This is a genomic window from Jeotgalibacillus proteolyticus (assembly GCF_050107735.1).
In the GTDB taxonomy this organism is placed as follows: domain Bacteria; phylum Bacillota; class Bacilli; order Bacillales; family Jeotgalibacillaceae; genus Jeotgalibacillus; species Jeotgalibacillus proteolyticus_A.
Window position 1 is genome coordinate 479,213 of record NZ_JBNILO010000001.1, and the last position, 25,647, is coordinate 504,859.

A 25,647-nucleotide genomic window follows, 5' to 3' on the forward strand; every position below is an offset into this window, starting at 1 on the left:
CATTAAATATTTAAACTGTATTCAGTACTTAAAGCCGTACTCCAACCACTCCTCCTACATGCTTAAAACTTATCCGGATTTTAAAAACACCCTAACTTCATTTTTCATCTCTATTTTTCTTTTTCGCACGTATACTCCTATCAACACGGCTCAATCAAAAAGGAGGCAGGAGGTTGAGAAGGTGGATTCAATCTGGAACATGGGCGTTTATTATGGGAGGCTTCGGGTTTTATTTATTACTCACTAGCGGAGGGATGATGAATGAACCAGGATTTGAGAGGTACGTGGCGGTCACAAATGAACCAGTTGAAACAACGGTCTCTCCAGCGGCAGCACCTGATTTTTCGCTGCAAGATCTACAGGGAGAAACGATCAAATTATCTGACTTACGCGGAAAAACGGTTGTAGTTAATTTTTGGACAACCTGGTGTCCGCCCTGCCATGAAGAAATCCCCGAGCTTGAAGCATTTTATGCTGAGTATGTAAAAGAAAATCCGGATGTTGTTCTTTTGGGTGTGAACTTATCAAAAGAAGACCATGGGGAAGAGTCTGTTAAACATTTTGTAAAAGCGAATTTAATGTCGTTTCCCATCCTGCTTGATTTGGATGGAGAAACACAAAGGAACTATCAGATCCTCACTATTCCAACTACATTTATCGTGAATAAAGATGGTGGAATTATGAAAAAGTTGATGGGTCCTGTAACAAAAGAGGAACTTATCGAATTGGTTGAACCGTAACGGGTTGTCCTTCTATCCTCGGCGGCCTCGTCATACAGTAAGGGGAAATGATTTTTTGAGGGGAGATGAAGCGCTTGAAAAAGTATAATAAGCTTCTCCTGATCGTTGTGTGTATGGCGTTGGGAGCTGCTCTGTTTTTTGCTGTCGAGCATCTGGTATTAAAGAAAGGTCCGGTTCAGCAGGCAAATGAAACAGAGGTTGCTGAAACACTTGCAAAGCTGGAAAAAGCACAGGAGTTAATTAAGAAGAGCTATGTTGAGAAAGTGGATGAGGCAAAATTGCTGGATGGAGCTATTCAGGGGATGGTGGCTTCACTGGGGGATCCTTATTCGGTCTATATGGACCGCGAGACATCCAAACAATTCGAGCAATCACTGGATTCGTCCTTTTCAGGGATTGGAGCAGAAGTATCAAAAGAAGGGGAGGACTTTATCATTGTAGACCGCTTTAAAGGGTCTCCTGCAGAACAGGCCGGCTTGAAGCCGAATGACAAAATTAAATCCATCGATGGAGAAAGCATCCAGTCGTTAACGCTATACGAAGTAACAGCCAAAATCCGGGGTCCTAAGGGAAGCAAAGTCGTAATAGGAGTAGAAAGAGGAGATGCTGCAAAAAATCTGGATATTACTGTAACCCGTGATGAGATTCCGGTGGAAACAGTACATAGCAAACGTTTTAAGCTCGGAAGCAGCCAAATCGGCTATCTTGAAATTACTACGTTTGCTAAGGGAACAGCCGAAGATTTAAAAACGGAACTGACGAAGCTCGAAAGTGAAGGCATTAATGGTTTGATTTTAGATGTAAGAGGAAACCCGGGGGGACTTTTATCCAGTGTGCATGAGGTGCTGGATGAATTTGTTACCAATAAAAAACCTTTTATGTATATAGAAGAACGAAATGGAGAACGTGAACCCTTAAGTTCTGTACTTGAGGAGAAAAAGGAATACCCGATTGCTACATTAATTGACGGGGGAAGTGCTTCAGCAGCTGAAATTTTAGCGGCAGGCATGCAGGAAGTAGAAGGCTATCCGTTGATTGGTGAAAAAACATTTGGAAAAGGCACTGTTCAGCAATCGTATGATCTGGGGGATGGCAGCCAAATGAAGCTGACGATGTCCAAATGGCTGACTCCTAATAAAAAGTGGATTCACAAAGAAGGCATACAGCCTACTCTTGAGGTGTCTCAGCCTGCAGTGTTTGAGTTAGTGCCGCTGCAATCAGCCGTAGTACTGAAAAAAGGCATGAATGATGAAAAAATTTCTGTTCTTCAAAATATTTTAAATGGACTAGGGTATGAAGTGGACCGCACTGACGGCTATTTTAGCGGAAGCACGGAAAAAGCTCTTACTGCTTTTCAAAAATCAGCCGGTCTGAAACAAAACGGTGAAGCGAATACAGCAACATTGGCAGAGCTGGATAAGGCAATTCAAACCTATAAGGAAAATCCGAAGCATGATCATCAGCTTCAATCGGCTATAGAATTCCTGAGTGAGAACGAGTAAAATTTCTCATGCAAGAGTGATCTTGGTTTTGGTACAATAGGATTATCAGAATCTTCCTTCCAGAAGGACCATTTGATACTAAATGGTTCTTTTATTTACATTAGGACGAAAAATGAATGGAAGAAGAAAGGTTGGGCTCTAAAAAATGAACGACTGGATGCAGGAAATTGGCACAGGAGCATTAATAGGACTTATAAATCCCGTTCTTTACATAGCTATTCTCACCGCACTTATTGCAGGAGTGCTGAGAGTGAAGCGGGAAAGAAACGATTTGAGAGTCAGTCTTTTGCCCTCATGGCTGGAATTAAAGAGCTTTGCCGGATTGGGTATTCCGATTGGACTGGTTTTATCGGCGATTACCCTTGCAGCGGGTGTAGAAGTGCCGCTTATATGGATTTATACAGTTTCCGCTCTTATGATTCTTATTATCGCAAGCTGGCAATTCAGATTACTTTCATCTGCTCTTTTTATGCCGGCAGCAGCGGCTGCATTGTACGCCCTATATGTATTTAATCCCGCTTTACCTGAATGGGTACCGTTTGAACTGCCCGAAGGTTTGGAAGCTATTGGATTAACCAGTATCGTGATGGGGCTTTTGCTTCTTGCAGAGGGATTGCTTATTCGCTGGAATGCAAGCGCAAAAACTTCCCCGCGCACGGTGCGTACTCCAAGAGGATTAAAGGCAGGAGCTTTTTTTACAAAGCGGATATGGTTCGTGCCATTATTTTTCCTGGTTCCAGCAGGGAGTCTGGAAGCAGCAGGCGGGTGGTGGCCCGTTTTCACTTACAATGGATCTTCCTGGGCGGTTTTTGCCGTCCCATTTATCCTTGGCTTTCAATTAACCATCGTACATGATTTACCGGAACAAATTATTAAACAGGCCTCAAAGGAAGTTTTGTGGCTGAGTGCGCTTGTCACTGTTTTGGGAGTCGCCGGATTTTGGGCTCCGTATTTATACATTGCCGCTTTTGCGGTCGCATTTTCTGGAAGGATTTTCTTAGCATTGCGGACCCGTTCCATTTGCAGGCATTCAGGCTATTATTTTACTAACAAAGAAAAGGGAGTCATGGTAGTCGATATTATTCCGGGCACCCCGGCTGAGAAAATGGGCTTGAAACGCGGGGAAATTATTCACAAACTAAATGGAATGCTCGTGCGGGATGAGCGTGATCTTTATGCAGCGCTTCAGAAAAACCGTGCTCATTGCAAACTCGAGGTCCTGGATCATCAGGGGCAGATCCGCTTTGTTCAGAGGGCTCTTCACGAAGGGCAGCATCATCAGCTGGGCATCATTATGGTGGAAGATCCACTGCGTAGTCTCTCCTCAGACTCAGCCTGAGAGGACTGCAGTGATTTTTCAAATCCTCTACTAATAATCTAACGCAGCCAACAATATTAACTTTCAGTAAATCACCTGCTGCAGCTTGTTCAGGGCTGCAGCGGGTGCTAAGATAAGCTACATACCATCATAGCAGGAGAGGATTACGTGGGTATCCATCATTACTTTAAAAGCTTATCAGATATGGAAAAATTATACCGCTGCCCCGGCAAATTTCTGTATAATGAACACACTGTGGCGGCGCACTCTTTTAAAGTGACAAAAATTGCTCAGTTTCTTGGTACTGTGGAAGAATATCACGGAAAAAAACTTAACTGGAAATCTCTTTACGAAAAAGCACTGAACCATGATTATCCTGAAATTTTTACAGGAGACATTAAAACACCTGTTAAATATGCATCTTCAGAATTAAACCGTCTGTTCAGTGAAGTGGAAGAAGAAATGACCCACAAATTTGTCACGCAGGAATTCCCTGCAGCCTTTCAGGACATTTATCTCGAGCGCTTCAAAGAAGGAAAAGACGGCTCTCTTGAGGGCAATATATTATCAGTAGCGGATAAAATTGATTTATTATATGAGTCATTTGGAGAAATTCAAAAAGGAAATCCTGAACCTATTTTTCTTGAAATTTATCAGGAGGCTCTCACAACCATTGTAAAATTCAATGAGATGGACTGTGTGAAATTCTTTTTGGACAATGTTCTGCCGGACATGCTGGCAGAGAAATTCATTCCGCAAAGCGAATTAAGCAAAATCACCCAAAGCCTTATTGCAGATGGAGACTGAGTTGCGTAAGATGGAATCATAGAATGAGGTGATTGACATGGGAACCAAACTATTGCTTGCACTCTTCGCCCCTGCCCTTCTGGTGATTCTTTTCACCAGAGTGACCTTCAGCCGGACCATCGCCATGATTCTTACAATTGCTCTTATCGCAGCTTCATCCTACAAGGGCTATGTCGGCAGCTGGATCGTCATTATCGTAGACGCAGCCTCCCTGACCCTCGGCCTCTGGTTTGTAAACAAATATATGAAGCACAATAACGAAAAAATGCGCGGCGTCTCCTGACGGCGCGTTTTTCTTATGGATTTGTCCGTTGATGATGTAAAGGACTAAAGGGGCCTGGCCCCTTTAGTCCTTTACATCGTTATATCACCACAGCCAACCATCCAAAATATACATACGAATATACGTTCCCTTTTTGCTATCTTTTTCGTTTAGCTGTGTGATAAAATAAAATGAGATGTGAGTTGAGTCGATAATTTTGACGGTTTACCCTGTTTCGTTCTAGGATAAAGGGTATGAATAGAGAAGAAGGACTTGTTCGGAAAAGGGAGGCATATTCATGAAGCAGGAGTTTGATCTTCAGTCGCATTATGAGCCTGGCGGTGATCAGCCTACGGCCATTAAAAAAATAGTTGAGGGTATTAAAGAAGGCAAAAAACATCAAACCTTGCTCGGGGCGACTGGAACCGGAAAAACGTTTACGATGTCCAATGTCATTCAGGAAGTGAAAAAGCCGACCCTTGTGATTGCGCACAATAAAACACTCGCTGGGCAGCTCTACAGTGAGTTTAAAGAATTTTTCCCCAACAATGCAGTTGAATATTTTGTCAGCTATTATGACTATTATCAGCCTGAAGCCTATGTGCCGCAGACCGATACATTTATAGAAAAAGATGCAAGCATAAACGATGAAATTGATAAGCTCAGACACTCTGCTACGTCTTCCTTGTTTGAACGGGATGATGTTATTATCATAGCCAGTGTATCCTGTATATACGGTTTAGGTTCGCCGGAAGAGTACAGTGAGCTTGTTGTTTCTCTCAGAAAGGGAATGGAGATTGAACGGAATCAGCTCCTTCGGAAAATGGTGGACATACAATATGAACGCAACGATATTGCCTTTACACGAGGGACGTTTCGTGTTCGCGGGGATGTCGTCGAGATTTTCCCTGCTAAAAATGATGAGCACTGCATCAGAATAGAATTTTTTGGTGATGAAATTGACCGGATCAGAATGGTGGATGCACTAACCGGTGAAATTTTGGGCGACAGGGATCATGTGGCCATTTTCCCGGCTTCCCACTTCGTTACCCGCGAAGAAAAAATGAAAAAAGCCATTTTAAATATAGAAGAAGAATTAGAAGAACAGCTGAAAGTACTTAAAGAAGAAGATAAACTTCTTGAAGCCCAGCGCTTGGAGCAGCGTACACGCTATGATCTTGAAATGATGAATGAGATGGGCTTTTGTTCCGGAATTGAGAATTATTCAAGGCATTTGACTCTGCGTGAAGCAGGCGCTACACCCTATACCCTGATCGATTATTTTCCGAAGGATTTTCTTCTGGTCGTCGATGAGTCCCATGTGACTCTTCCGCAGGTGCGTGGGATGTACAATGGTGACCAGGCGCGTAAAAAAGTGCTGGTGGATCACGGCTTCAGACTTCCTTCGGCGCTTGATAACCGTCCGTTAAAATTTGATGAGTTTGAGAATCTTGTAAATCAGGCAGTCTTTGTTTCGGCAACACCTGGTCCTTACGAACTTGAGCATACACCGGAAATGGTGGAACAGATCATTCGTCCGACGGGGCTGCTTGATCCGACAATCGAAGTTCGGCCGATCGAAGGCCAAATTGATGATCTTATTGGAGAAATACAGGAAAGAATTAAGAAAAATGAGCGAACGCTGATTACAACTTTGACGAAGAAAATGTCAGAGGACTTAACGGATTATTTAAAAGAGATTGGCATTAAAGTTCAATATCTGCATTCTGAAATTAAAACGCTTGAGCGGATCGAAATTATAAGAGATCTCCGATTAGGCAAGTATGATGTATTAGTGGGAATTAACCTGCTTAGAGAGGGACTTGATATTCCGGAAGTATCTCTCATTACCATTTTGGATGCCGATAAAGAAGGCTTTTTACGTTCGGATCGATCACTTATTCAAACGATTGGACGTGCCGCGCGTAATTCAAACGGACATGTCATCATGTATGCCAACAAAATTACAGACTCCATGCAGCGGGCTCTCGATGAAACATCACGGAGACGGGAAAAGCAGATTGCTTATAACGAGGCGCATAACATTACGCCTGTTACGATCGATAAGAAAATTAGGGATGTTATACGCGCTACGCATGCAGCGGAAGAATCTGAAGAATACGTTTCACCTGCTTCAAAAATGAAAAAGCTATCCAAACCAGAACGGGCTAAAGTAATTGAATCAATGGAGATAGAAATGAAAGAAGCAGCAAGAGCGCTTGATTTTGAGCGTGCTGCAGAGCTTCGCGATCTGGTATTGGAGTTAAAAGCGGAAGGATGACCCTATATGGCAAAAGATCAAATCATCATTCAGGGTGCTAGAGCCCACAATTTAAAAAATATTGACGTCACCATCCCAAGAGATAAGCTTGTTGTCATGACCGGTCTTTCCGGCTCAGGCAAATCTTCGCTTGCTTTTGATACCATTTACGCTGAAGGACAGCGGCGTTATGTAGAATCACTTTCGGCCTATGCCAGACAATTTCTTGGTCAAATGGATAAGCCGGATGTAGATGCAATTGAAGGACTTTCTCCTGCGATATCCATAGATCAGAAGACAACAAGCAAAAACCCCCGGTCAACGGTTGGGACAGTGACTGAGATTTATGATTATCTGCGTCTTTTGTTTGCCCGGGTAGGACGTCCTGTTTGTCCGGAGCATGGAATTGAAATTACTTCACAGACAGTGGAACAAATGGTAGACCGAATTTATGAGTATCCTGAGCGCACCCGTCTGCAGGTGCTTGCACCGATCGTGTCAGGGCGGAAAGGCACGCACGTCAAGGTGTTGGAAGATATTAAAAAGCAGGGGTATGTTCGTATTCGGGTTAACGGTGAAATGGCCGATATCGGAGATGAGATTGAGCTTGATAAAAATAAAAAGCATTCAATCGAAGTTGTGGTCGACCGGATCGTTGTAAAAGAAGGCGCTGAATCCCGCCTTGCAGATTCACTTGAAAGTGCCTTGAGATTAGCCGAAGGCAACGTCATTATTGATGTCATGGAGCACGAGGAAATTAAATTCAACGAGCACCATGCCTGCCCGGTTTGCGGATTTTCAATTGATGAACTGGAGCCGCGGATGTTTTCATTTAATTCTCCTTTTGGCGCTTGCGGGGAGTGCGATGGCTTAGGTGCTAAGCTTGAAGTGGATTTGGACCTTGTGATTCCCGATCGCACACGTTCACTGAAAGAACATGCCATTGCACCCTGGGAACCGACAAGCTCTCAATACTATCCTTCTATGCTTGAAGCAGTATGCAAGCATTATGATATCAACATGGATATACCGGTTAAGGATATCCCGAAAAAGAAACTGGACAAAGTTCTTTACGGTTCTGGAAAAGATAAAATATATTTTCGCTACACAAATGATTTTGGTCAGGTTCGTGAAAATACCATTCAATTTGAAGGTGTTTTGCGCAATGTAGAACGGCGCTACCGTGAAACAAGCTCTGAATACATTCGTGAACAGATGCAAAAATATATGGGTCAGCAGGATTGTCCATCGTGTGGAGGCCATCGTCTGAAAAAAGAAAGCCTTGCGGTTAAAATTAATGAGCTTCACATTGGCCAGGTAACGGCTTATTCAATAGAAGAAGCCAGACAATTTTTTAATGAGCTTTCACTGACTGAAAAAGAAACTCAAATTGCAAGACTGATTCTTAGAGAAATTAACGAACGGCTATCCTTCCTGATTAATGTGGGGCTTGATTATTTAACGCTCAGCCGGGCAGCAGGAACGCTTTCCGGCGGGGAAGCACAGCGAATCCGGCTGGCTACTCAAATTGGTTCGCAGCTGACGGGCGTTCTGTACATTTTGGATGAACCATCAATTGGTCTTCATCAGCGCGACAATGACCGGCTGATTGAAACCTTGAAAAACATGCGGGATATCGGCAATACCCTGATCGTCGTTGAGCATGACGAAGACACAATGATGGCAGCAGATTATTTGATCGATGTAGGACCGGGAGCAGGTGTCCACGGAGGCGAGATTGTAGCTGCAGGAACTCCTGAAGAAGTGATGAAAAGCAAGGACTCTCTTACCGGAAAATATTTGTCCGGAGAAAAATTTATCCCTCTCCCTCTTGAACGCCGTAAAGGAGACGGAAGAAAGCTTGAAATCAGCGGTGCGAAAGAAAATAATCTGAAAAACGCAAAGGTCAATATACCATTAGGTGTTTTTACCTCTGTAACAGGTGTTTCAGGCTCTGGGAAAAGTACGCTTATTAACGGCATTCTTCACAAAGCGCTTGCTCAAAAGCTGCATAAAGCGAAAACAAAACCTGGTGAGCATAAAGCCATTAAGGGGATTGACCAGCTGGATAAAGTGATTGATATTAATCAGTCGCCGATTGGAAGAACACCGCGTTCAAACCCTGCCACTTATACCGGGGTGTTTGATGATATTCGTGATGTGTACGCGACCACTAATGAAGCGAAGGTGCGAGGGTATAAAAAAGGCCGATTTAGCTTCAATGTTAAAGGCGGCCGCTGTGAAGCCTGCAGAGGAGACGGCATTATAAAAATAGAAATGCACTTTCTGCCTGATGTATACGTTCCATGTGAGGTTTGTCATGGGAAACGGTATAATCGGGAGACGCTGGAAGTAAAATATAAAGGCAAAAATATTTCTGATGTACTGGAAATGACCGTAGAAGACGGTTTGTCCTTCTTTGAAAACATTCCGAAGATCAGCAGAAAGCTTCAGACCATTGTTGATGTCGGGCTTGGCTATGTGCGGCTGGGTCAGCCTGCCACTACATTGTCAGGGGGAGAAGCGCAGCGGGTGAAGCTGGCTTCTGAGCTTCACAGACGTTCAACCGGCCGTTCTCTATATATACTGGATGAACCGACAACAGGTCTTCATGTAGATGACATTTCCCGTCTGCTTGATGTGCTGCAGCGCCTGGTGGATAACGGAGATACGGTTCTTGTTATTGAGCATAATCTGGATGTCATTAAAGCATCTGACTGGATTATTGATCTCGGACCTGAAGGAGGAGATCGGGGAGGTACGATCGTTGCATCAGGTAAACCTGAAGATATTGTCAAAGTAAAAGGATCTTATACCGGGAAGTATTTGGGACCTGTTCTTGAACGGGAGCGCCAACGCATGGCGAAGCGGATGGCAGAAAGAACGGGAGAACCGGTTACAAGCTCTTAAGAGAAAAAGGAACTGTTATACACTGCTTGTCATGTCATGCACATAAGAGCCGGTGGAACAGTTCCTTTTTTGCAATACCTCTAAGAGTATATGGCTAAAGAGCAAGTGAATCTCAGTCTGCAGACCGGTGAGATTAGAGCTGGGTTTGGTATGCTTAATGGTAGAAAATCCAAATGAAACTTTTATGGGTTTTACACGTAATAAGACTAGGAACGTTCAAAAGAATTGAAACAATCATTTCATTTTAAGGAGCGTGTCAAAGCAATGGAAAACGAACGAAAACGAATTTTAAATATGGTAGAAAAGGGAACGATCACTGCCACTGAAGCGCTGACTTTGCTTGAAGCGCTTGAGAAACAGCCGAATTCCTCACAAAGCAGTTCAAGTGCCGCTTCGTCAACTTCATCATCTCACACGACTAGCAGCCACTCAACGACCGGACAGACTGGTTCATCTTCAAAGGATTCATATAAGGACCGCCCTAAAAAGAAGGAATTCCCTTTTAATTTAGAGGATATCTTTCAGACGAATTCCGGAAGACAAACCAGAAATGACAGCAGCAGCCAGTCAACAGACCGTATAATGGATTTTGTTCAAAATGCCTTTGAAAAAGTAAAGGGAATGGACTTAGAATTTAATATGGGTCCTTCACTTGAATTCAGACATCAATTTGAAGTGCAGGAAAACGAGCTGCAGGATATTGAAATCAGTGTGGCAAACGGCAAAGTTGAGATAAAGCCATGGGATGAGAATTATGTTAAAGCAGAATGCGATGTAAAAGTTTACCGGTCAGATGATGAAGCAAAAGCGAAAAATCAAATTCGGGAATCAGTAGTATTTAATGCTCAATATAAGAAGCTGCGTTTTATTTCTGATTTGAAAATGATTAAGCTTGATACTGTTATTTATGTTCCCCGCAACAGTTATGACCGCTGGGACATCCGTTTATTTAACGGGAAGTTTCATGGCGACTCTGCCAATGTAAACAAAATAAAAGTGAAAACAGCCAACGGCAAAATTGAGCTTGCGAATATGCTGATTGAACGTGGAGAGCTGGAAACAGCTAACGGCGGCATAGAGGTAAAGAACACGCGGGCAGATTTAATTGATGCAGAAAGTGTAAATGGAAAAGTTTCGATTGAAGGGGCAGTGGATGAGATGGATGTGCAGTCGCTTAACGGCAATATTATATGCAGAACATCCAGCACTTCCGCCCGTAAAATTGAAGCAAAAACGCTGGCAGGCTCGATCAATCTTTTTGTTCCGAATGATGCGAGTCTTGACGGTACATTAAAATCAAATTTTGGTCGCTTCGATATTAATCACCGTGAAATGGACCATGTGGAAGAACGCGAGGAATTAATGCAAAGAAAGCTGCATTTTACTCGTGAAAAAAATGATGGTTCTAAGCTTTATCTGTTTGCTGATGCTAAAACAGGCGCGGTCAGTGTAAAGCCTTATGAAGTGAAAAAAGAAGCGGAACCGGCCTCAGAGGAGTAAGCAATCCAATACAGGTGACCAGAATCACCCTATATATTTGCGCAGCCCATTGAAATAAGTCCCCCAACTTATTTTGATGTGCTGCGTTTTTTGTGCGGCACTGTGGAAACATTTTTCTTTCTATATGTTTCCACAACCGGCTTTGTTGGTATAGTGATAGTAACAGTATGTTAGGGGAAACTAAAAAGAAAAAGCAGGTGACGAGCATGGAAAAGATTATTAATCGAACAACGTGGTTTGGCTTAAGTGCCATTGGAGCCACATTTTTAGGAATTAGTGTCTTATTTTCGCTTTTAGGATTTTACATAATTGATGTGGAAATGATGGCATTTTTTAAATGGATTTTATATATTTTCTTCTTTGGCACTGGGATCATTGGAGGTCTGATTGCACTCGCTGCCATTGGCATTGGGTTAAAGATGAGGTTCTCGTCAGGCAATAAAAAGACTGCTTCAGAAAATGGCTAAAAATAAACAGCAGCGCAAAATTGAGGGGGAATAATAATCCTTTTTGATTTGGCCGCGGCCACTAGTTTACTTTACAAATAACGAAAAAACTAAAGACTGCCTGAAAAACCCCCGGCGAAAATCGCTGGGGGTTTCTGATTGTTACTGTGATGGAATGGTTCCGATTGCTGCTTCAAAGCCTGCTTTCTTTAATTTTTTTACTTGCTGCTCTGCTCGTTCTCTTGATGAAAACACACCTGCCTGTACGCGATACAATGAAGAATCCTTTGCCGGGGAGGTATGAGGTTTGGGTAAAAAAGACAGGATGGAGGCGGCAATTTGCTTTCCGCATAATGTCCTGTAGGCTGTTGAAGCAAGAAGCGCCTTTTCCTCACGATTTGTCATAAACCCGCATTCAAGCAGCAATGCCGGCATATGAGATTCTCTTAATACATGAAAATCTGCTTTCTTTAAACCTCTGTTTTTTCTCCCCGTTTTGACTATAAGATCTGAGTGGATTTTACTTGCAAGCGGATAGGCGGACTGACCTTTTACGGTGTGAATAAAAGTTTCAATTCCGTGAACATCATTCCACTGTCCATTTCCGAAAGCATTGGCGTGAATCGAAATAAAATAGTCTGCTTTCCCGTTATTTGCTTTTGCGGTTCGCTCAGACAATGGAACGTCCCGGTGATCACTGTAAGTTTGAAGCGTCCTGACAGAAGCCTTTTCAAGCTGATGAATACATTCATTAGCGACTGCCCGGTTAAATTCATATTCCTTCATTCCATCCGGACTTCTTTTACCAGGTGTTTCATAGCCGTGGCCTGCATCAATCGCGATTAGTGTCATGCTCATTCCTCCCTTTTACTTGTAAGATTGCTTGCCGGTATAAAATTAGACACCCTTCAGCCATTCTTTGAAAGAACAAATATAGTGAATCAATTTCCAAAGTGCTACAATAGAAAGTATGGGTGACGGAGGAAATACATAGAGGAAATTAAGAAGGAGGCTTCATTCGTGGCAAAGGTTACGACGAAAGATATTATCGATCAATTTAAATTAGAACTGGTAAGCGGGGAAGAGGGCATACACCGGCCGATTATCACGAGTGATATTTCACGGCCGGGTCTTGAAATGGCGGGTTATTTTTCCTATTATCCTGCAGAGCGTATTCAACTCTTGGGACGAACGGAAATGTCTTTTTATGAGCTTTTGTCTAAGGACGAGCGAATGGACCGGATGTCTCAGATGTGTACAGATAATACGCCTGGCATCATTTTATCCAGAGACATAAAAGTTCCGGGTGAATTAATTGAAGCATCTATTCAAAATCAGGTTCCAGTCATGAGAACGCCGGTTAAAACAACCCGTTTTTCAAGCAGACTCACAAATTTTCTTGAAAGCAAGCTGGCTCCTACTACTGCTTTGCATGGTGTTTTAGTAGACATCTATGGTGTGGGGGTTCTAATAACCGGTAAAAGTGGTGTCGGTAAAAGTGAAACTGCACTGGAATTGGTAAAAAGAGGACACCGTCTTGTCGCTGATGACAGTGTGGAAATCAGACAGGAAGATACGGACACACTGATTGGTACCTCGCCTGAATTAATCGAGCATTTGCTTGAAATCAGGGGACTTGGAATTATTAATGTTATGACGCTTTTTGGAGCGGGTGCAGTCAGGAGCTATAAGAGGGTAACGCTCGTTATTGACCTGGAAATCTGGGACAAAAATAAGCAGTATGACCGTCTCGGCCTGGATGAGGAAAAAATGAAAATAATTGACACCGAAGTCACAAAAATTACGCTTCCTGTTCGACCCGGACGAAATTTAGCTGTCATTATTGAAGTGGCCGCAATGAATTTCCGTTTAAAGCGGATGGGCGTCAATGCAGCAGAACAATTTTCAAATCGTCTAGCGGATGTAATTGTGGACGGGGATCATGATGATATTTAAGAGAAGCCATTTGAAAGGGGAAAGAATATGCTAGCAGCTATACAGCCGATTGATCCAATTGCGATCAGTTTTGGGGAAGTAAATATCGCATGGTATGGATTAATTATCGGGACAGGAATTATATTAGGATATATTCTGGCAAACCGTGAAGCGGACCGTTTGGGGATGCCAAAGGACATGTTTGCCGATTTATTGATATGGGCAGTGCCTATTGCCATTATCTCTGCACGTATTTATTATGTGATTTTTCAGTGGGATTTTTACTCGCAAAATCCAGGGGCCATTATCCAAATTTGGAATGGCGGAATAGCCATCCATGGTGCTCTGATTGGTTCAGTTGCGACAGGTGTGATTTATGCGAGAATAAAAGGTCTATCCTTTTGGAAAATTGTTGATATTGCAGCACCAAGTATTATTTTAGGCCAGATGCTCGGACGCTGGGGGAATTTTATCAACCAGGAAGCTCACGGCGGCGAAGTCTCCCGCTCGTTTTTAGAGAGCCTTTTTATTCCCGACTGGATCATTGATCAGATGTATATTAATATCGATGGAACGTTTGCTTACTATCATCCGACCTTTTTATATGAGTCCTTATGGAATCTTGCGGGGCTGATTTTATTGCTGCTTCTGCGAAAAATAAATCCGCGAAGAGGCGAAATCTTCCTGACGTATGTGATCTGGTATTCGATCGGACGTGCGTTTGTGGAGGGGCTTAGAACCGACAGTCTGATGCTGACAGAGACAATTCGTGTGGCACAGCTGCTGTCTGTTGTTTTAATTATTGTGGCGATTGCCATTATGATTTACCGAAGAAAAAAAGGCGTGAAGACACGGTACAATGATAAACGAAACAACTAGGTGGGGATCAGATTGACGAAACAAACCTTCGTGGACGGGTTAAAAGCCGGGCTGCAAACAACCTGGACGCTCGGGAAGATTATTTTCCCGGTCACTTTTATTGTCATGCTGCTGCAATATACCCCGGTCCTGCCATGGATTACTGAATTGATTGCACCTTTTATGGGCTTGTTTGGTTTAAGCGGGGAAGCAGCAGTTCCATTGGTGCTAGGAAATTTTCTGAACTTATATGCCGGAATTGCCGGTATTTTGACTCTCGAAATGACCGTGAAAGAGGTATTTATTATTGCGGTTATGCTCTCGTTTTCTCATAATCTGCTGATTGAAACAGGCGTGGCATTAAAAGTCGGCGTGAAGCTGTGGGTCGTGCTTGTCGTGCGTTTAGGTTTAGCTTTTGTCTCCGCTATTGTCATTAACCTTGTCTGGAGCGGGGGTCAGGAAATCGCACAGTATGGAATGGTGCCTGCACAAGCTGGAGCAGAAGTGAGCGGATGGGGATCCATTGTCTTTATGGCACTCGAAAAAGCTGCTTTTGGTGTCTTGCAGCTGGCGATCATTGTGATTCCGCTCATGATTGTCATTCAAATCATGAGAGATTTAAAATGGCTTGATGTATTTTCAAGATGGATGTCTCCTGTAACCAGAGGACTTGGAATGAAGGAAAATACGTCCATGACATTGGTGGCAGGCTTAACGATTGGTTTAGCCTATGGAGCCGGCGTGATGATTAAGGCCGTACAGGAAGATGGCGTCAGCAAAAAAGATGCAACACTTGCCTTTATTTTTCTGGTCGCCTGTCATGCAGTGGTAGAAGATACACTCATTTTTATTCCGCTTGGCATCCCTGTGCTGCCGCTGCTGTTCATCCGGATTACGACAGCGATTCTGCTGACGATGATTGTTGCATATGTGTGGAAGCGGAATGAAACTGCACGGGAAAGGAAACTGAATTATGAACAAACCAATTGATACGGTCCTGTTTGATTTGGACGGAACCTTAATTGATACAAATGAATTGATTATTTCTTCCTTCCTTCACGTAATGGATCATTATTTTCCAAATCAGTATAAGCGGGAGGATGTGCTGCCATTTATGGGGCCGCCGCTCGTTGAATCCTTTCAGAAAGTAAATCCGGAAAAAGTGGAGGAAATGGTAGATTTCTATCGTGCATTTAACCTGGAGCAGCATGATGTGCTGGTTACCGGATTTGAAGGGGTCGAAGAAACGATTCAGACGCTATCCGATCGTGGAATTAAAATGGCGATTGTCTCAACCAAACGTAATGATGTGGTGATCAAGGGATTAAAACTGATGAAACTGGATCATTTTTTTGATGTGGTCGTCGGTCTGGATGATGTTGAAAATGCGAAACCAGATCCGGAACCCCTCCTGCTTGCACTACAAAAGCTCGGTTCCTCTGCAGAAAGAAGCCTCATGGTTGGTGACAATCATCACGATATTGAAGGGGGCAAAAATGCAGGAACAAGAACTGCAGGTGTTGCCTGGTCTGCAAAAGGCAGAGATTATTTGCTTTCCTATCAACCGGATTGGATGCTTGAATCGATGACCGATTTGCTATCCATCATTCCGGAGCCCAAAAAATGAGACGCACAGAACGGTATCCAGTCTCCGGTGCAAATTCTTTATGGCATATTTATAAAACCATTCCCTTTTGGAAGGTCATGCGAAATTTTATTGTCATTCAGCTGGCCCGCTACACACCTTTTCTGGGGATGAAAAATTGGCTTTACCGTACATTTTTAGGTGTTAAAGTTGGGCCCCAAACCTCTTTTGCACTTATGGTAATGCTCGATGTAATGTTTCCGGAAAAAATATCTGTCGGTAAAAACAGTGTAATAGGCTATAACACCACTATTCTTGCCCATGAGTATCTAATCAAGGAATACCGGCTTGGAAATGTAGAAATCGGAGATGAAGTGCTGATTGGGGCAAATACGACGATTTTGCCTGGAGTGCGTATTGGGGACGGTGCGATCGTATCTGCGAGCACGCTCGTTCATAAAGATGTTCCTGCAGGAGCTTTTGTAGGGGGCAATCCGATGCAGATGATCCGCTTAAAGGAAACGGAACAGAGCAAGGTTCCTGGCGATCAGTTGGAAAGTTGAAAATGAGGCATTATTAGTATGAGTTGAGCGAAGCAGAGGGCGGCGTGCAGGATAAGGCGGCAAGCTGAGACTATGCAGAGAAAGGCCCTGGAAAGACTCAGCGCCGTCCCTGCGGAAAGCGTCTGCCTGAAGCGAAGTGAACCGGTCAAAGAGCTTGAGACACTTTTGTCTCAAGCTCTTTTCAAACTGCAAAATCGACGGCTCACGCAGCAGCCCGTTTTCTCGTCCGGGTCTGAGGAAATGCCTGAAGCACCTTCATGGACACAAGGGCTGCAATTCCAGCTAAAATGAGGTCTTTCGGTACAAATGGCAGCATCCAAATCCAGGCCATGGCATACGTAAACCCTTCAGGAGCCGCAAACCAAAGCTTATAAGCCATATACATCCAGCTCGTACCTATTGCATAATTAATCGCTGTTCCCAAAAAAGCAGCAGTTAATAATAGTAAATAGGTTTTCTTTTTTTCTGTAATTAAACCGCTGAACCACGCTACGGCGATATAAGATAGAATAAATCCAAATGTTGGACTGATAAGTGTGCGGACGCCGCCAGACCATTGAGCAAAGACGGGCATACCGGCCAAACCGATTAATAAGTAAATGATCATGGCAACCGGCCCCCATTTCTTTCCTAATAATAATCCGGAAAGAATACATACTACCGTTTGGAGGGTGAGCGGAATACTTCCGATAACCAGGATTGGAACGATCGATGTAATATTCGCTCCAATTGCCATCAGAGCAGCAAAAAGTGAAGCCAGCACCATGCCATGCAGTGGAGATTTAACCATAATATCTACTCCTTTTTTTATGTACTACAGCAATTATAATAATGGGACTGATTTTAAGTCAACTTAAAATTTTTTAGGTTAACTAATATCGAGATCGAATAAATTTATAAGCCGTCAGCTGAAATATTCCTTTTTTTAAAAATAAAATTAAAAAAGTGACAATTGTATGTCAATTAACATTCTTTAAGCGTTTTGGGTTTATCTTTTCTTCAATGTCCGTTACAATGCATTTTAGGCTTAGAAATAATGAGAATCACACTTCCGGAAGGGGTTTTATGAGTATGGATTTTAAAAAAATATTGCTTCCATTCGCAGCTGGAGCGTTAGCATTAGGGTTAGCGGCGTGCAGTGACGACGAAGAAAATACAGCTGATGCACCTGAAGAAGAAACAGAACAGCAAGAAGAAGGTGCTTCACAAGATGAAGCTTCTCAGGAAGAACAGCAAGCTGCTGCTGAAGAAATGCAGGCAAAATTAGATGAACAGCAAGTAGAAGCAGATGAAGTTGTTGCTACTGTTAATGACGAAGAAATTACAGGTGAAGATTATAATGCTGCTTTAACACAGATTCAGGGTCAAATGTCTCAAATGGGTCAGGACCCAACAAGCGAAGAAGCATCTGAGCAAATTAAAACTCAAACGCTTGACACTCTTGTGAACCAGGTTTTAATTCTTCAAAAAGCAGATGAAGAAGAAGTTACAGCTTCAGAAGAAGAAATTGACGAAGAACTTACTGCGTTTCAAGAGCAATTTGGTGGAGAAGAAGGGTTGAATGAAGTCCTTGAAGAACAAGGAATGGAAGTCGATGCTCTTCGCGACCAAATCGCTGAATCCATCAAGTTCGACAAATATATTGAGCAGGCTGTTCCAGTAGAGGAACCTACTGATGAAGAAATTCAGGAAGCGTATGACTCTCAAGCAGAGCAATACGAAGCTGCCGGTCAGGAAATGCCGGAACTTGAAGAAGTAAGTGAAAACATCAGAACATCACTTATGCAGCAAAAACAGCAGGAACCACTTACTGCGCATGTAGAAGAATTAAAAGAAGCAGCGGAAATTGAGCTGTTAATCTAAACTCCTTACCTTTTTTTAGTACGAATAATTAGATGAGCCGTCATGACCACCATTTTATGGGAAGTCATGACGGTTTTTTTATACCCAAATTCATGTTTGAGGATGAATTGAAATCAGTCTGGCCGTTTAACAAAACAACCACTCAATTCCCTTGACGAGAGTCCTCATAATTAGTACACTACTAAATATCTTTATTTTACTACCACATTAGCGAACTAAAGGATTACGATTGATCTATTGCATTCACAGTCTAATCGGATGGTTTCCGGCTTGAAAGTGGAGGTATGAATCAAAGTATGAGATTATTTAAAAAACACTTTCCAAATAGAAAGGGTTGTCCTGATTATGTCTGAGTTGTTTATGTTTGAAAAACCGATGGGAATGAGAGACACATTTCCTCATCTATATAAGATGAAAAAGCAAATCCGCTCACATGTAGAAAGTGAGATGGCTGCATGGGGCTATGAATTCTTAGAAACTCCTACTTTGGAGTACGATGAAACGGTAGGGGAAGCTTCAGCTATTTTGGATCAACAGCTGTTTAAGCTTCTCGACCAGCAGGGAAGAACACTCGTACTTCGGCCGGATATGACAGCGCCTATCGCAAGAGTAGCGGCATCAAAGTTATTAAAAGACCGCAATCCGTTAAGGCTAGCATACTCTGCGAATGTGTTTCGCGCGCAGCAGCGTGAAGGAGGCCGTCCTGCAGAGTTTGAACAAATGGGGGTTGAATTGATTGGGGATGCTTCAGTCAGCGGTGATGCGGAAACCATCGCACTTCTTATTTCTTCCCTCCGGACAGCCGGCCTCGAGGATTTTACTATTTCCATTGGACATATGGGATTTGTGCAGGAATTGTTCTTGCAAATTGTCGGCACGGAAGAACGGGCTCAGCAGCTGAAAAGATACTTATACGATAAAAACTATGTCGGCTACCGCAAGCATGTAGAATCGCTTTCGCTTTCTTCCATTGATAAGCAGCGGCTCCTTCGTTTGCTGACGATCAGAGGAGATGGCGACTCTATTCAGGATGCGCGTGAGCTTTTAGAAGGCGAAAAGGGAACAGAGCCTTTATCTGAGCTTGAAGAGCTGCTTTCGATTCTCGAGGAGTATAGTTTGACTGAATATGTCACGATGGATGTTTCACTCGTCAGCCACATGAGCTATTACACAGGCGTTTTATTTGAGGTGTATGCGGACAAAGTGGGATATTCGCTTGGCAATGGAGGAAGGTACAATCACCTTCTTCATAAGTTTGGGGCTCAGGTGGCAGCAACAGGATTCGGCATACGGCTTGACTATTTAATAGAAGCTTTATCCCCTCAGGCAGAAAAAAGTGAAACGCTGCTGGTTCTGTTTTCAGCGGAAAGAAGAAAAGAAGCGATTGATTTCACTTATAAATTGCGCTCAGAGGGCAGGCAGGTCATAAGTCAGGATGTAACGGGTGTTAAGGATATGGATCGTTTCACTGCTCAATTCACAGAAGTGGAATGGATGGTAGGCAGATCAGGAAAGGCAGGCGTCTGAAATGAAGGAATTAACAATCGCGATGCCTAAGGGCAGAATTTTCGAGGAAGCTGTTGTGATGCTGAAAAATGCAGGCTACAGACTCCCGCCCGAATTTGATGATTCAAGAAAGCTGATTATTGAGGTGCCGGAGGAAAAACTCCGGTTTATTCTGGCCAAGCCGATGGATGTTCCTACGTATGTAGAGCACGGGGTAGCAGATCTTGGCATCGCAGGGAAAGATGTCATGCTTGAAGAAGAGCGTGATGTATATGAGCTCCTCGACCTTGCGATCAGTCACTGCTATCTTGCTGTAGCCGGTTTGCCAAATACCGTGATGAATGAAGTAGCACCTAAAATAGCCACAAAGTATCCGAATGTAGCATCATCCTACTTTCGGGAGCAGGGCGAACAGGTGGAAATTATCAAACTGAATGGATCAATTGAAATTGCTCCAATTATCGGACTTACTGACCGAATCGTGGACATTGTGTCTACCGGGCGGACCTTGAAGGAAAACGGACTCGTGGAATATGAGCGGATCGTGGATATTACGTCCCGCCTTATTGTTAACCCGGTCAGCTACCGGATTAAGCATCAGCGAATTCAGGAAATGGTCGATCGTCTTGATGATGTGATTTCTAAAGAAACAATCCGTTAAGCAGGAAAAAACAGCGTTAATCCCGAAAGGAAAGGAATAATCCTTATGAATATACGATATTTGTCCGACTACTCCATCCCCCGTCCTTCTCTTGATCAGGGAACAGAAGAGCAGCGGAAAAGCGTTCAATCCATTATTGAAGATGTCAGACAAAACGGTGATCAGGCAGTTAAAGCATACACTGCTCAGTTTGACGGAGCTGAACTTTCATCCTTAAAGGTGGAAGACGATGAAATGGATGCAGCCGTACTGGAAATGGATGAACAGACGTGGTCTGTTTTAAATGAAGCAGCTGCCAATATTACTGCGTTTCATGAGAGACAGATTCAGCAGTCGTGGATGACCACACAAAAGGATGGAACCATTCTTGGTCAAAAGGTTACCCCGCTGGATGCAGTCGGAATTTATGTGCCTGGTGGAACAGCCGCGTATCCGTCCTCCGTACTGATGAATGCCATCCCTGCTCAAGTGGCTGGGGTGAAACGTGTGGTTATGGTTACACCGCCTGGTCCGGATGGCAGAGTGCCGGCTGGTGTCTTAGCAGCAGCCCGTCTTGCCGGAGTCAGGGAAATCTATAAAATAGGAGGAGCACAGGCGATCGCTGCACTGGCGTACGGAACACAATCTGTTGAACGCGTTGATAAAATAACAGGTCCCGGGAATATTTTTGTTGCACTAGCAAAGCGTGAAGTGTTTGGAATCGTTGATATTGATATGATTGCAGGACCGAGTGATATCACCGTGCTCGCTGATCACACCGCGCATGCAAAGGAAGTGGCTGCAGATCTATTATCACAGGCAGAGCACGGGGAGCTGTCCCAAGCCAACCTTGTGACGACATCTGCAGAGCTTGCGGAAGCCGTATCAAAAGAGGTGCGCCATCAGCTTGAAGATTTGCCGAGGAAGGAAATCGCTGAAGCGGCAATTAACGAACAAAGTACAATATACGTTGCACAAAGCCTTGAAGAAGCGGTTCAGGCGGTCAATCAGATCGCACCGGAGCATCTTGAAATCCAGCTTGAACATGCAATGGAAACTGTAGGGAAAATCCGTCATGCAGGTGCGATTTTCGTTGGACGATACAGTTCAGAGCCGATCGGAGATTATTTTGCAGGCCCTAATCACACCCTGCCGACAAGCGGAACCGCTCGATTTTCAAGTCCGCTTTCTGTAGAAGATTTCGTGAAAAAGTCCAGCATAATCGCCTACAGCGAGGAAGCTTTTATTGAAAATGCTGAAAAAGTGGCTCATTTTGCCCGGCTTGAAGGTCTTGAAGCGCATGCGCGGGCAGTCGAAGCCCGTTTTTCGAAAAATCGCCGGTAAGAAAAGCAATGCTTAAGAAATAAAAGTAGAATTTACAATAGAAGCAGATGTTTAGGGGGACCAGACAATGAATAATAGACAAGCTTCCTTTTACCGTAAAACGAACGAAACGAATATTAATCTAACCTTTTCGATCGATGGAGAGGGTAAGTCGGAAATTAAAACAGCTGTGCCGTTCATGACGCATATGCTGGATCTATTTACAAAGCATGGTCAATTTGATGTCTCCATTGATGCAAAAGGAGATACCGAAATCGATGATCATCATACAACGGAAGATATCGGGATCGTGCTTGGACAGGCGCTTTTGGAATCTTTAGGTGATAAAAAGGGAATTAAGCGGTACGGCAATGCTTTTGTCCCGATGGATGAGGCGCTGGCTCAGGTGACGGTGGATTTAAGCAATCGCCCTCATCTTGAAATGAGAGCTGATTTTCCAACAGACCGTGTAGGAACCTTTGATGTCGAGCTTGTACATGAGTTCCTATGGAAGCTTGCGCTAGAAGCAAGAATGAACCTGCATGTGAATGTTCATTACGGACATAACACGCACCATATGATTGAAGCCATATTTAAAGCGCTGGGTCGGGCGCTTGATGAAGCAACCACCATCGACCCGCGTGTGAAAGGTGTGCCGTCAACGAAAGGGATGTTGTAAATGATCGGAATCGTCGATTATGGAATGGGTAATTTATTCAGTGTTTCAAAAGCTCTTGAACGCATGGAGGTTCCCTATTTAATCAGTGACAATAAAGAACAGCTGGCTCACGCAGAGGCACTGATTCTTCCAGGCGTGGGAGCTTTTCGGGATGCTATGAAGCTATTAAATGAAACAGGCCTCGCTTCTTTTATTACAGAACAGGTCCAAAAGGGCAAGCCGATTCTTGGCATCTGCCTCGGCATGCAGCTGCTGTTTGAAGAAAGTGAAGAAAACGGGCTGCATCAGGGACTTGGCTTATTGAAAGGCAGAGCGGTTCATTTTAGCGGAAAAGATCAGGATGGTTTATCCTATAAAGTGCCGCATATGGGCTGGAACAAATTACATTTTCATAAGCAGTCGCCATTAACTGAAGCGCTTGAAGAGGATCATGTGTATTTTGTTCATTCATACTATATTGCAGAACACGATCAAGATACATTAGTTGCTTCAGCGGATTATTTTGGAGAAGTACCTGCAGTGGTGGGGAAAGACCGGGTATTCGGCATGCAGTTTCATCCTGAAAAAAGCGGAGACTTAGGGATCAAGCTGCTTCGGAATTATACACGCTATGTAAAAACGACGGAGGTGCTCAAATGAGTTTCACAATTTATCCGGCTATCGATATGAGAGGCGGAAAATGTGTCCGGCTGACTCAAGGGGATTACAATCAGGAGACGGTTTATGGAGATTCTCCATTTGATATGGCAAAGCAATTTGTGGAAGAAGGCGCTGAATGGATTCATATGGTGGATCTTGATGGAGCCAAAGACGGCAAAAGAATTAATGACGAGCATGTGCTTCGTGTCGTAAACGAATTGCCGGCAAAAGTCCAGGTGGGCGGCGGCATCCGTACAGAAGAAGATGTCGTTCACTATTTGGATCAGGGAGTGGACCGCGTTATCATTGGAAGTCTTGCTGTAACTAATAAAGAGCTTGTAAAGGAATGGCTTGGCAAGTATGGCAGCCGCATCGCGATTGGACTGGATGCAAAAGACGGCTATGTTGCTACGCATGGCTGGATTGAAACCTCTGCTCTCCGTGCTGTGGACCTCGGGCAGGAGCTGGCAGATGCTGGAGCCAAAACCTTTATTTTTACCGATATTGCGACGGACGGCATGTTAAGCGGCCCCAATGTAGACGCGGTTATTGAACTCGCTGAAGCGACGGGAGCACAGATTATTGCTTCAGGCGGTGTCAGTTCTCTTGAAGATCTTCGTATTCTGCAGGCAGTATCAGGAAGTGGTGTGGCTGGAGCCATTGTCGGAAAGGCCATTTACACCAACAAATTTACCGTGAAAGAAGCAGTTGAGGAGGTTTCTTAATGCTTGCAAAACGGATTATTCCCTGCCTGGATGTAAAAGAGGGCAGAGTGGTAAAGGGCATTCAATTCCTTGAGCTTCGCGACGCAGGCGACCCAGTTGAACTCGCTCGCGCCTACGATGAGCAGGGAGCAGACGAGCTCGTGTTTCTCGACATTTCCGCGTCCCATGAAGGCCGGGAAACGATGGTGGATGTTGTACAGGACGTCGCATCAGAGCTTGCCATTCCCTTCACAGTAGGCGGCGGAATTAAAACACTTGAGGATATGAAAAGGCTGCTTCGGGCGGGGGCAGATAAAGTGTCTCTGAACACTTCTGCTCTGTTGGATCCTCATTTAATCAAAGCGGGAGCTGATTATTTTGGCTCTCAGTGCATTGTGGTAGCGATTGATGCGAAGTGGGATGAAACGATTGGAACGTGGCGCGTCTATACTCACGGTGGCAGAAAACCTCTCGATAAAGAGGCTGTAGCCTGGGCAAAGGAAGCGGTTGACCTTGGAGCGGGGGAAATCCTACTGACGAGTATGGACAGCGATGGAGAGAAAAAAGGCTTTAATCTTGCCTTGACTAAAGCGGTAAGCGAAGCTGTATCCGTACCGGTGATTGCGAGCGGAGGAGCCGGAGAAGCAAAGGATTTTACAGAAGTATTTAGGGATGGAAAAGCCGATGCTGCGCTTGCCGCTTCTATTTTTCATTATAAAGAAACAAGCATTGCAGAAGTAAAAGCGCATTTAAAAGAAGAAGGAGTGAATGTACGATGAGTTTGGATATAACGCGCATTCGCTTTGACCAGAACGGCCTAGTGCCGGCTGTGGTTCAACATGCTGAAACCGGCGACGTGCTGACAGTTGCGTATATGAATGAAGAATCCTTGAAGAAATCACTGGAAACAAAAGAAACATGGTTTTGGAGCCGATCACGCGAAGAGCTTTGGCATAAAGGGGAAACCAGCGGCAACACGCAGCAAATCGCTGAAATTAAATTGGACTGCGATCAGGATTCTCTTGTAGTTCGCGTGCTGCCTAAAGGACCTGCCTGCCATACGGGCGCTCAAACCTGCTTTGAAGAAACGGTTTATCAAAATGAAACACTTCAGTTGAGTGAAGACTCAGCTGGCATGCTCACCAAACTCGAACGCTTAATAGCTGAACGGGATGAAGAGCGGCCGGAAGGAGCTTATACCACATATCTGTTTGAAGAAGGTGTGGATAAAATTCTGAAAAAAGTAGGAGAAGAAGCCTCTGAAGTGATTATTGCGGCCAAAAACCGTGATGCAGAAGAGTTAAAATGGGAAACGGCAGACCTTCTTTACCACACGATGGTGCTGCTCCGTGAGCAGAAGCTGCCATTTAAAGAGGTGCTGAACGTTCTGGAAGAGCGGCATAATAAACCCAAAAAATAATTTTTAAAAAAAGTGATCCTCAGGTAAATCGGGGATCACTTTTTTAAATAATTCTTATAAGCGAAATCATTCGGTGCGCTGAAACAGGAACAGAACGGGTAAACGATCATATTCTATTGAAGAAGTTTAGTTTGCTGCTGGAATTTATACCCTTTACATCATAATTCTTTTTTCATGAATCAGCTTA

At 43.8% G+C, this 25,647-nt stretch carries 25 protein-coding genes; 23 read left to right on the plus strand and 2 right to left on the minus strand.

The features are described from left to right. The first annotated feature begins 173 nt into the window (after positions 1–173). The 9 genes from ACQCT8_RS02470 (at position 174) to ACQCT8_RS02510 (ending at position 11,766) form a co-directional block, all read left to right on the plus strand. Positions 174–740: a TlpA family protein disulfide reductase gene (locus tag ACQCT8_RS02470; RefSeq protein ID WP_426868126.1), complete on the plus strand. Its 567-nt coding sequence runs from the start codon at positions 174–176 to the stop codon at positions 738–740. A 74-nt stretch (positions 741–814) separates the two neighbouring features. Further along, a complete protein-coding gene (locus ACQCT8_RS02475; RefSeq protein ID WP_426868128.1) occupies positions 815–2,242 on the plus strand; it encodes a S41 family peptidase in 1,428 nt (475 codons plus the stop codon). 145 nt (positions 2,243–2,387) lie between these two features. After that, a complete protein-coding gene (locus ACQCT8_RS02480) occupies positions 2,388–3,581 on the plus strand; it encodes a PDZ domain-containing protein (RefSeq protein WP_426868130.1) in 1,194 nt (397 codons plus the stop codon). Between the two features lie 147 nt (positions 3,582–3,728). Next, a complete protein-coding gene (locus ACQCT8_RS02485; RefSeq protein WP_426868132.1) occupies positions 3,729–4,367 on the plus strand; it encodes an HD domain-containing protein in 639 nt (212 codons plus the stop codon). A gap of 37 nt (positions 4,368–4,404) precedes the next feature. Next, entirely contained in the window at positions 4,405–4,650 is a 246-nt protein-coding gene (locus ACQCT8_RS02490) for a CsbA family protein (protein ID WP_278240332.1), read from the plus strand. A 277-nt stretch (positions 4,651–4,927) separates the two neighbouring features. After that, on the plus strand, positions 4,928–6,910 hold the full coding sequence (gene uvrB, locus ACQCT8_RS02495) for an excinuclease ABC subunit UvrB (RefSeq protein WP_278240333.1): 1,983 nt from the start codon (positions 4,928–4,930) through the stop codon (positions 6,908–6,910). 6 nt (positions 6,911–6,916) lie between these two features. Beyond that, complete coding sequence (gene uvrA, locus ACQCT8_RS02500) at positions 6,917–9,799, plus strand: excinuclease ABC subunit UvrA (RefSeq protein ID WP_426868135.1); 2,883 nt, start codon at positions 6,917–6,919, stop codon at positions 9,797–9,799. Positions 9,800–10,063: 264 nt separating this feature from the next. Beyond that, positions 10,064–11,299 carry a DUF4097 family beta strand repeat-containing protein gene (locus ACQCT8_RS02505; protein WP_426868137.1) on the plus strand — a complete coding sequence of 412 codons (1,236 nt, stop codon included), beginning with the start codon at positions 10,064–10,066 and terminating at the stop codon, positions 11,297–11,299. Between the two features lie 206 nt (positions 11,300–11,505). Then, entirely contained in the window at positions 11,506–11,766 is a 261-nt protein-coding gene (locus ACQCT8_RS02510) for a hypothetical protein (protein WP_426868139.1), read from the plus strand. Between the two features lie 141 nt (positions 11,767–11,907). Here ACQCT8_RS02510 and ACQCT8_RS02515 read toward each other — a convergent pair whose 3' ends face one another. Then, positions 11,908–12,597 carry an N-acetylmuramoyl-L-alanine amidase gene (locus tag ACQCT8_RS02515; protein WP_426868141.1) on the minus strand — a complete coding sequence of 230 codons (690 nt, stop codon included), beginning with the start codon at positions 12,595–12,597 and terminating at the stop codon, positions 11,908–11,910. 168 nt (positions 12,598–12,765) lie between these two features. Between ACQCT8_RS02515 and hprK the strand changes: the two genes are divergently transcribed. Genes hprK through ACQCT8_RS02540 form a run of 5 tightly spaced genes read left to right on the plus strand, consistent with a single transcriptional unit; the run spans position 12,766 to position 16,686 of the window. Further along, a complete protein-coding gene (gene hprK, locus ACQCT8_RS02520) occupies positions 12,766–13,701 on the plus strand; it encodes an HPr(Ser) kinase/phosphatase (RefSeq protein WP_426868143.1) in 936 nt (311 codons plus the stop codon). A 27-nt stretch (positions 13,702–13,728) separates the two neighbouring features. Further along, positions 13,729–14,559: a prolipoprotein diacylglyceryl transferase gene (lgt, locus tag ACQCT8_RS02525; protein WP_426868145.1), complete on the plus strand. Its 831-nt coding sequence runs from the start codon at positions 13,729–13,731 to the stop codon at positions 14,557–14,559. A gap of 12 nt (positions 14,560–14,571) precedes the next feature. Beyond that, positions 14,572–15,528 (plus strand): nucleoside recognition domain-containing protein, encoded by a 957-nt coding sequence (locus ACQCT8_RS02530; RefSeq protein WP_426868147.1) that lies wholly within the window; start codon positions 14,572–14,574, stop codon positions 15,526–15,528. Continuing rightward, on the plus strand, positions 15,512–16,165 hold the full coding sequence (gene ppaX, locus ACQCT8_RS02535) for a pyrophosphatase PpaX (protein WP_426868149.1): 654 nt from the start codon (positions 15,512–15,514) through the stop codon (positions 16,163–16,165). The genes ACQCT8_RS02530 and ppaX overlap by 17 nt, the downstream gene beginning before the upstream one ends. Continuing rightward, on the plus strand, positions 16,162–16,686 hold the full coding sequence (locus ACQCT8_RS02540) for an acyltransferase (RefSeq protein WP_426868151.1): 525 nt from the start codon (positions 16,162–16,164) through the stop codon (positions 16,684–16,686). The genes ppaX and ACQCT8_RS02540 overlap by 4 nt, the downstream gene beginning before the upstream one ends. A 202-nt stretch (positions 16,687–16,888) precedes the next feature. Here the strand turns inward: ACQCT8_RS02540 and ACQCT8_RS02545 are convergent, their stop codons facing one another. Continuing rightward, a complete protein-coding gene (locus ACQCT8_RS02545) occupies positions 16,889–17,476 on the minus strand; it encodes a biotin transporter BioY (RefSeq protein WP_426868153.1) in 588 nt (195 codons plus the stop codon). 281 nt (positions 17,477–17,757) lie between these two features. Here ACQCT8_RS02545 and ACQCT8_RS02550 point away from each other — a divergent pair, with 281 nt between their 5' ends. From ACQCT8_RS02550 to hisIE, 9 genes are all read left to right on the plus strand, one after another. Continuing rightward, complete coding sequence (locus ACQCT8_RS02550) at positions 17,758–18,549, plus strand: SurA N-terminal domain-containing protein (protein WP_426868155.1); 792 nt, start codon at positions 17,758–17,760, stop codon at positions 18,547–18,549. A gap of 345 nt (positions 18,550–18,894) precedes the next feature. After that, entirely contained in the window at positions 18,895–20,076 is a 1,182-nt protein-coding gene (locus tag ACQCT8_RS02555; RefSeq protein ID WP_426868157.1) for an ATP phosphoribosyltransferase regulatory subunit, read from the plus strand. Between the two features lies 1 nt (position 20,077). Continuing rightward, the gene (hisG, locus tag ACQCT8_RS02560; protein WP_426868159.1) at positions 20,078–20,716 is read left to right on the plus strand and encodes an ATP phosphoribosyltransferase; all 639 of its coding nucleotides are present in this window, start codon (positions 20,078–20,080) and stop codon (positions 20,714–20,716) included. A gap of 45 nt (positions 20,717–20,761) precedes the next feature. After that, the gene (gene hisD / locus ACQCT8_RS02565; RefSeq protein WP_426868161.1) at positions 20,762–22,039 is read left to right on the plus strand and encodes a histidinol dehydrogenase; all 1,278 of its coding nucleotides are present in this window, start codon (positions 20,762–20,764) and stop codon (positions 22,037–22,039) included. Positions 22,040–22,106: 67 nt separating this feature from the next. Then, entirely contained in the window at positions 22,107–22,697 is a 591-nt protein-coding gene (gene hisB, locus ACQCT8_RS02570; RefSeq protein ID WP_426868163.1) for an imidazoleglycerol-phosphate dehydratase HisB, read from the plus strand. Then, complete coding sequence (gene hisH / locus ACQCT8_RS02575; RefSeq protein WP_426868165.1) at positions 22,698–23,336, plus strand: imidazole glycerol phosphate synthase subunit HisH; 639 nt, start codon at positions 22,698–22,700, stop codon at positions 23,334–23,336. It begins immediately after the preceding gene. Then, positions 23,333–24,061: a 1-(5-phosphoribosyl)-5-[(5-phosphoribosylamino)methylideneamino]imidazole-4-carboxamide isomerase gene (gene hisA, locus ACQCT8_RS02580; protein WP_426868167.1), complete on the plus strand. Its 729-nt coding sequence runs from the start codon at positions 23,333–23,335 to the stop codon at positions 24,059–24,061. The genes hisH and hisA overlap by 4 nt, the downstream gene beginning before the upstream one ends. Next, a complete protein-coding gene (gene hisF / locus ACQCT8_RS02585) occupies positions 24,061–24,819 on the plus strand; it encodes an imidazole glycerol phosphate synthase subunit HisF (RefSeq protein ID WP_426868169.1) in 759 nt (252 codons plus the stop codon). The genes hisA and hisF overlap by 1 nt, the downstream gene beginning before the upstream one ends. Next, a complete protein-coding gene (gene hisIE, locus ACQCT8_RS02590) occupies positions 24,816–25,460 on the plus strand; it encodes a bifunctional phosphoribosyl-AMP cyclohydrolase/phosphoribosyl-ATP diphosphatase HisIE (RefSeq protein ID WP_426868171.1) in 645 nt (214 codons plus the stop codon). The genes hisF and hisIE overlap by 4 nt, the downstream gene beginning before the upstream one ends. Positions 25,461–25,647 lie beyond the last annotated feature (187 nt).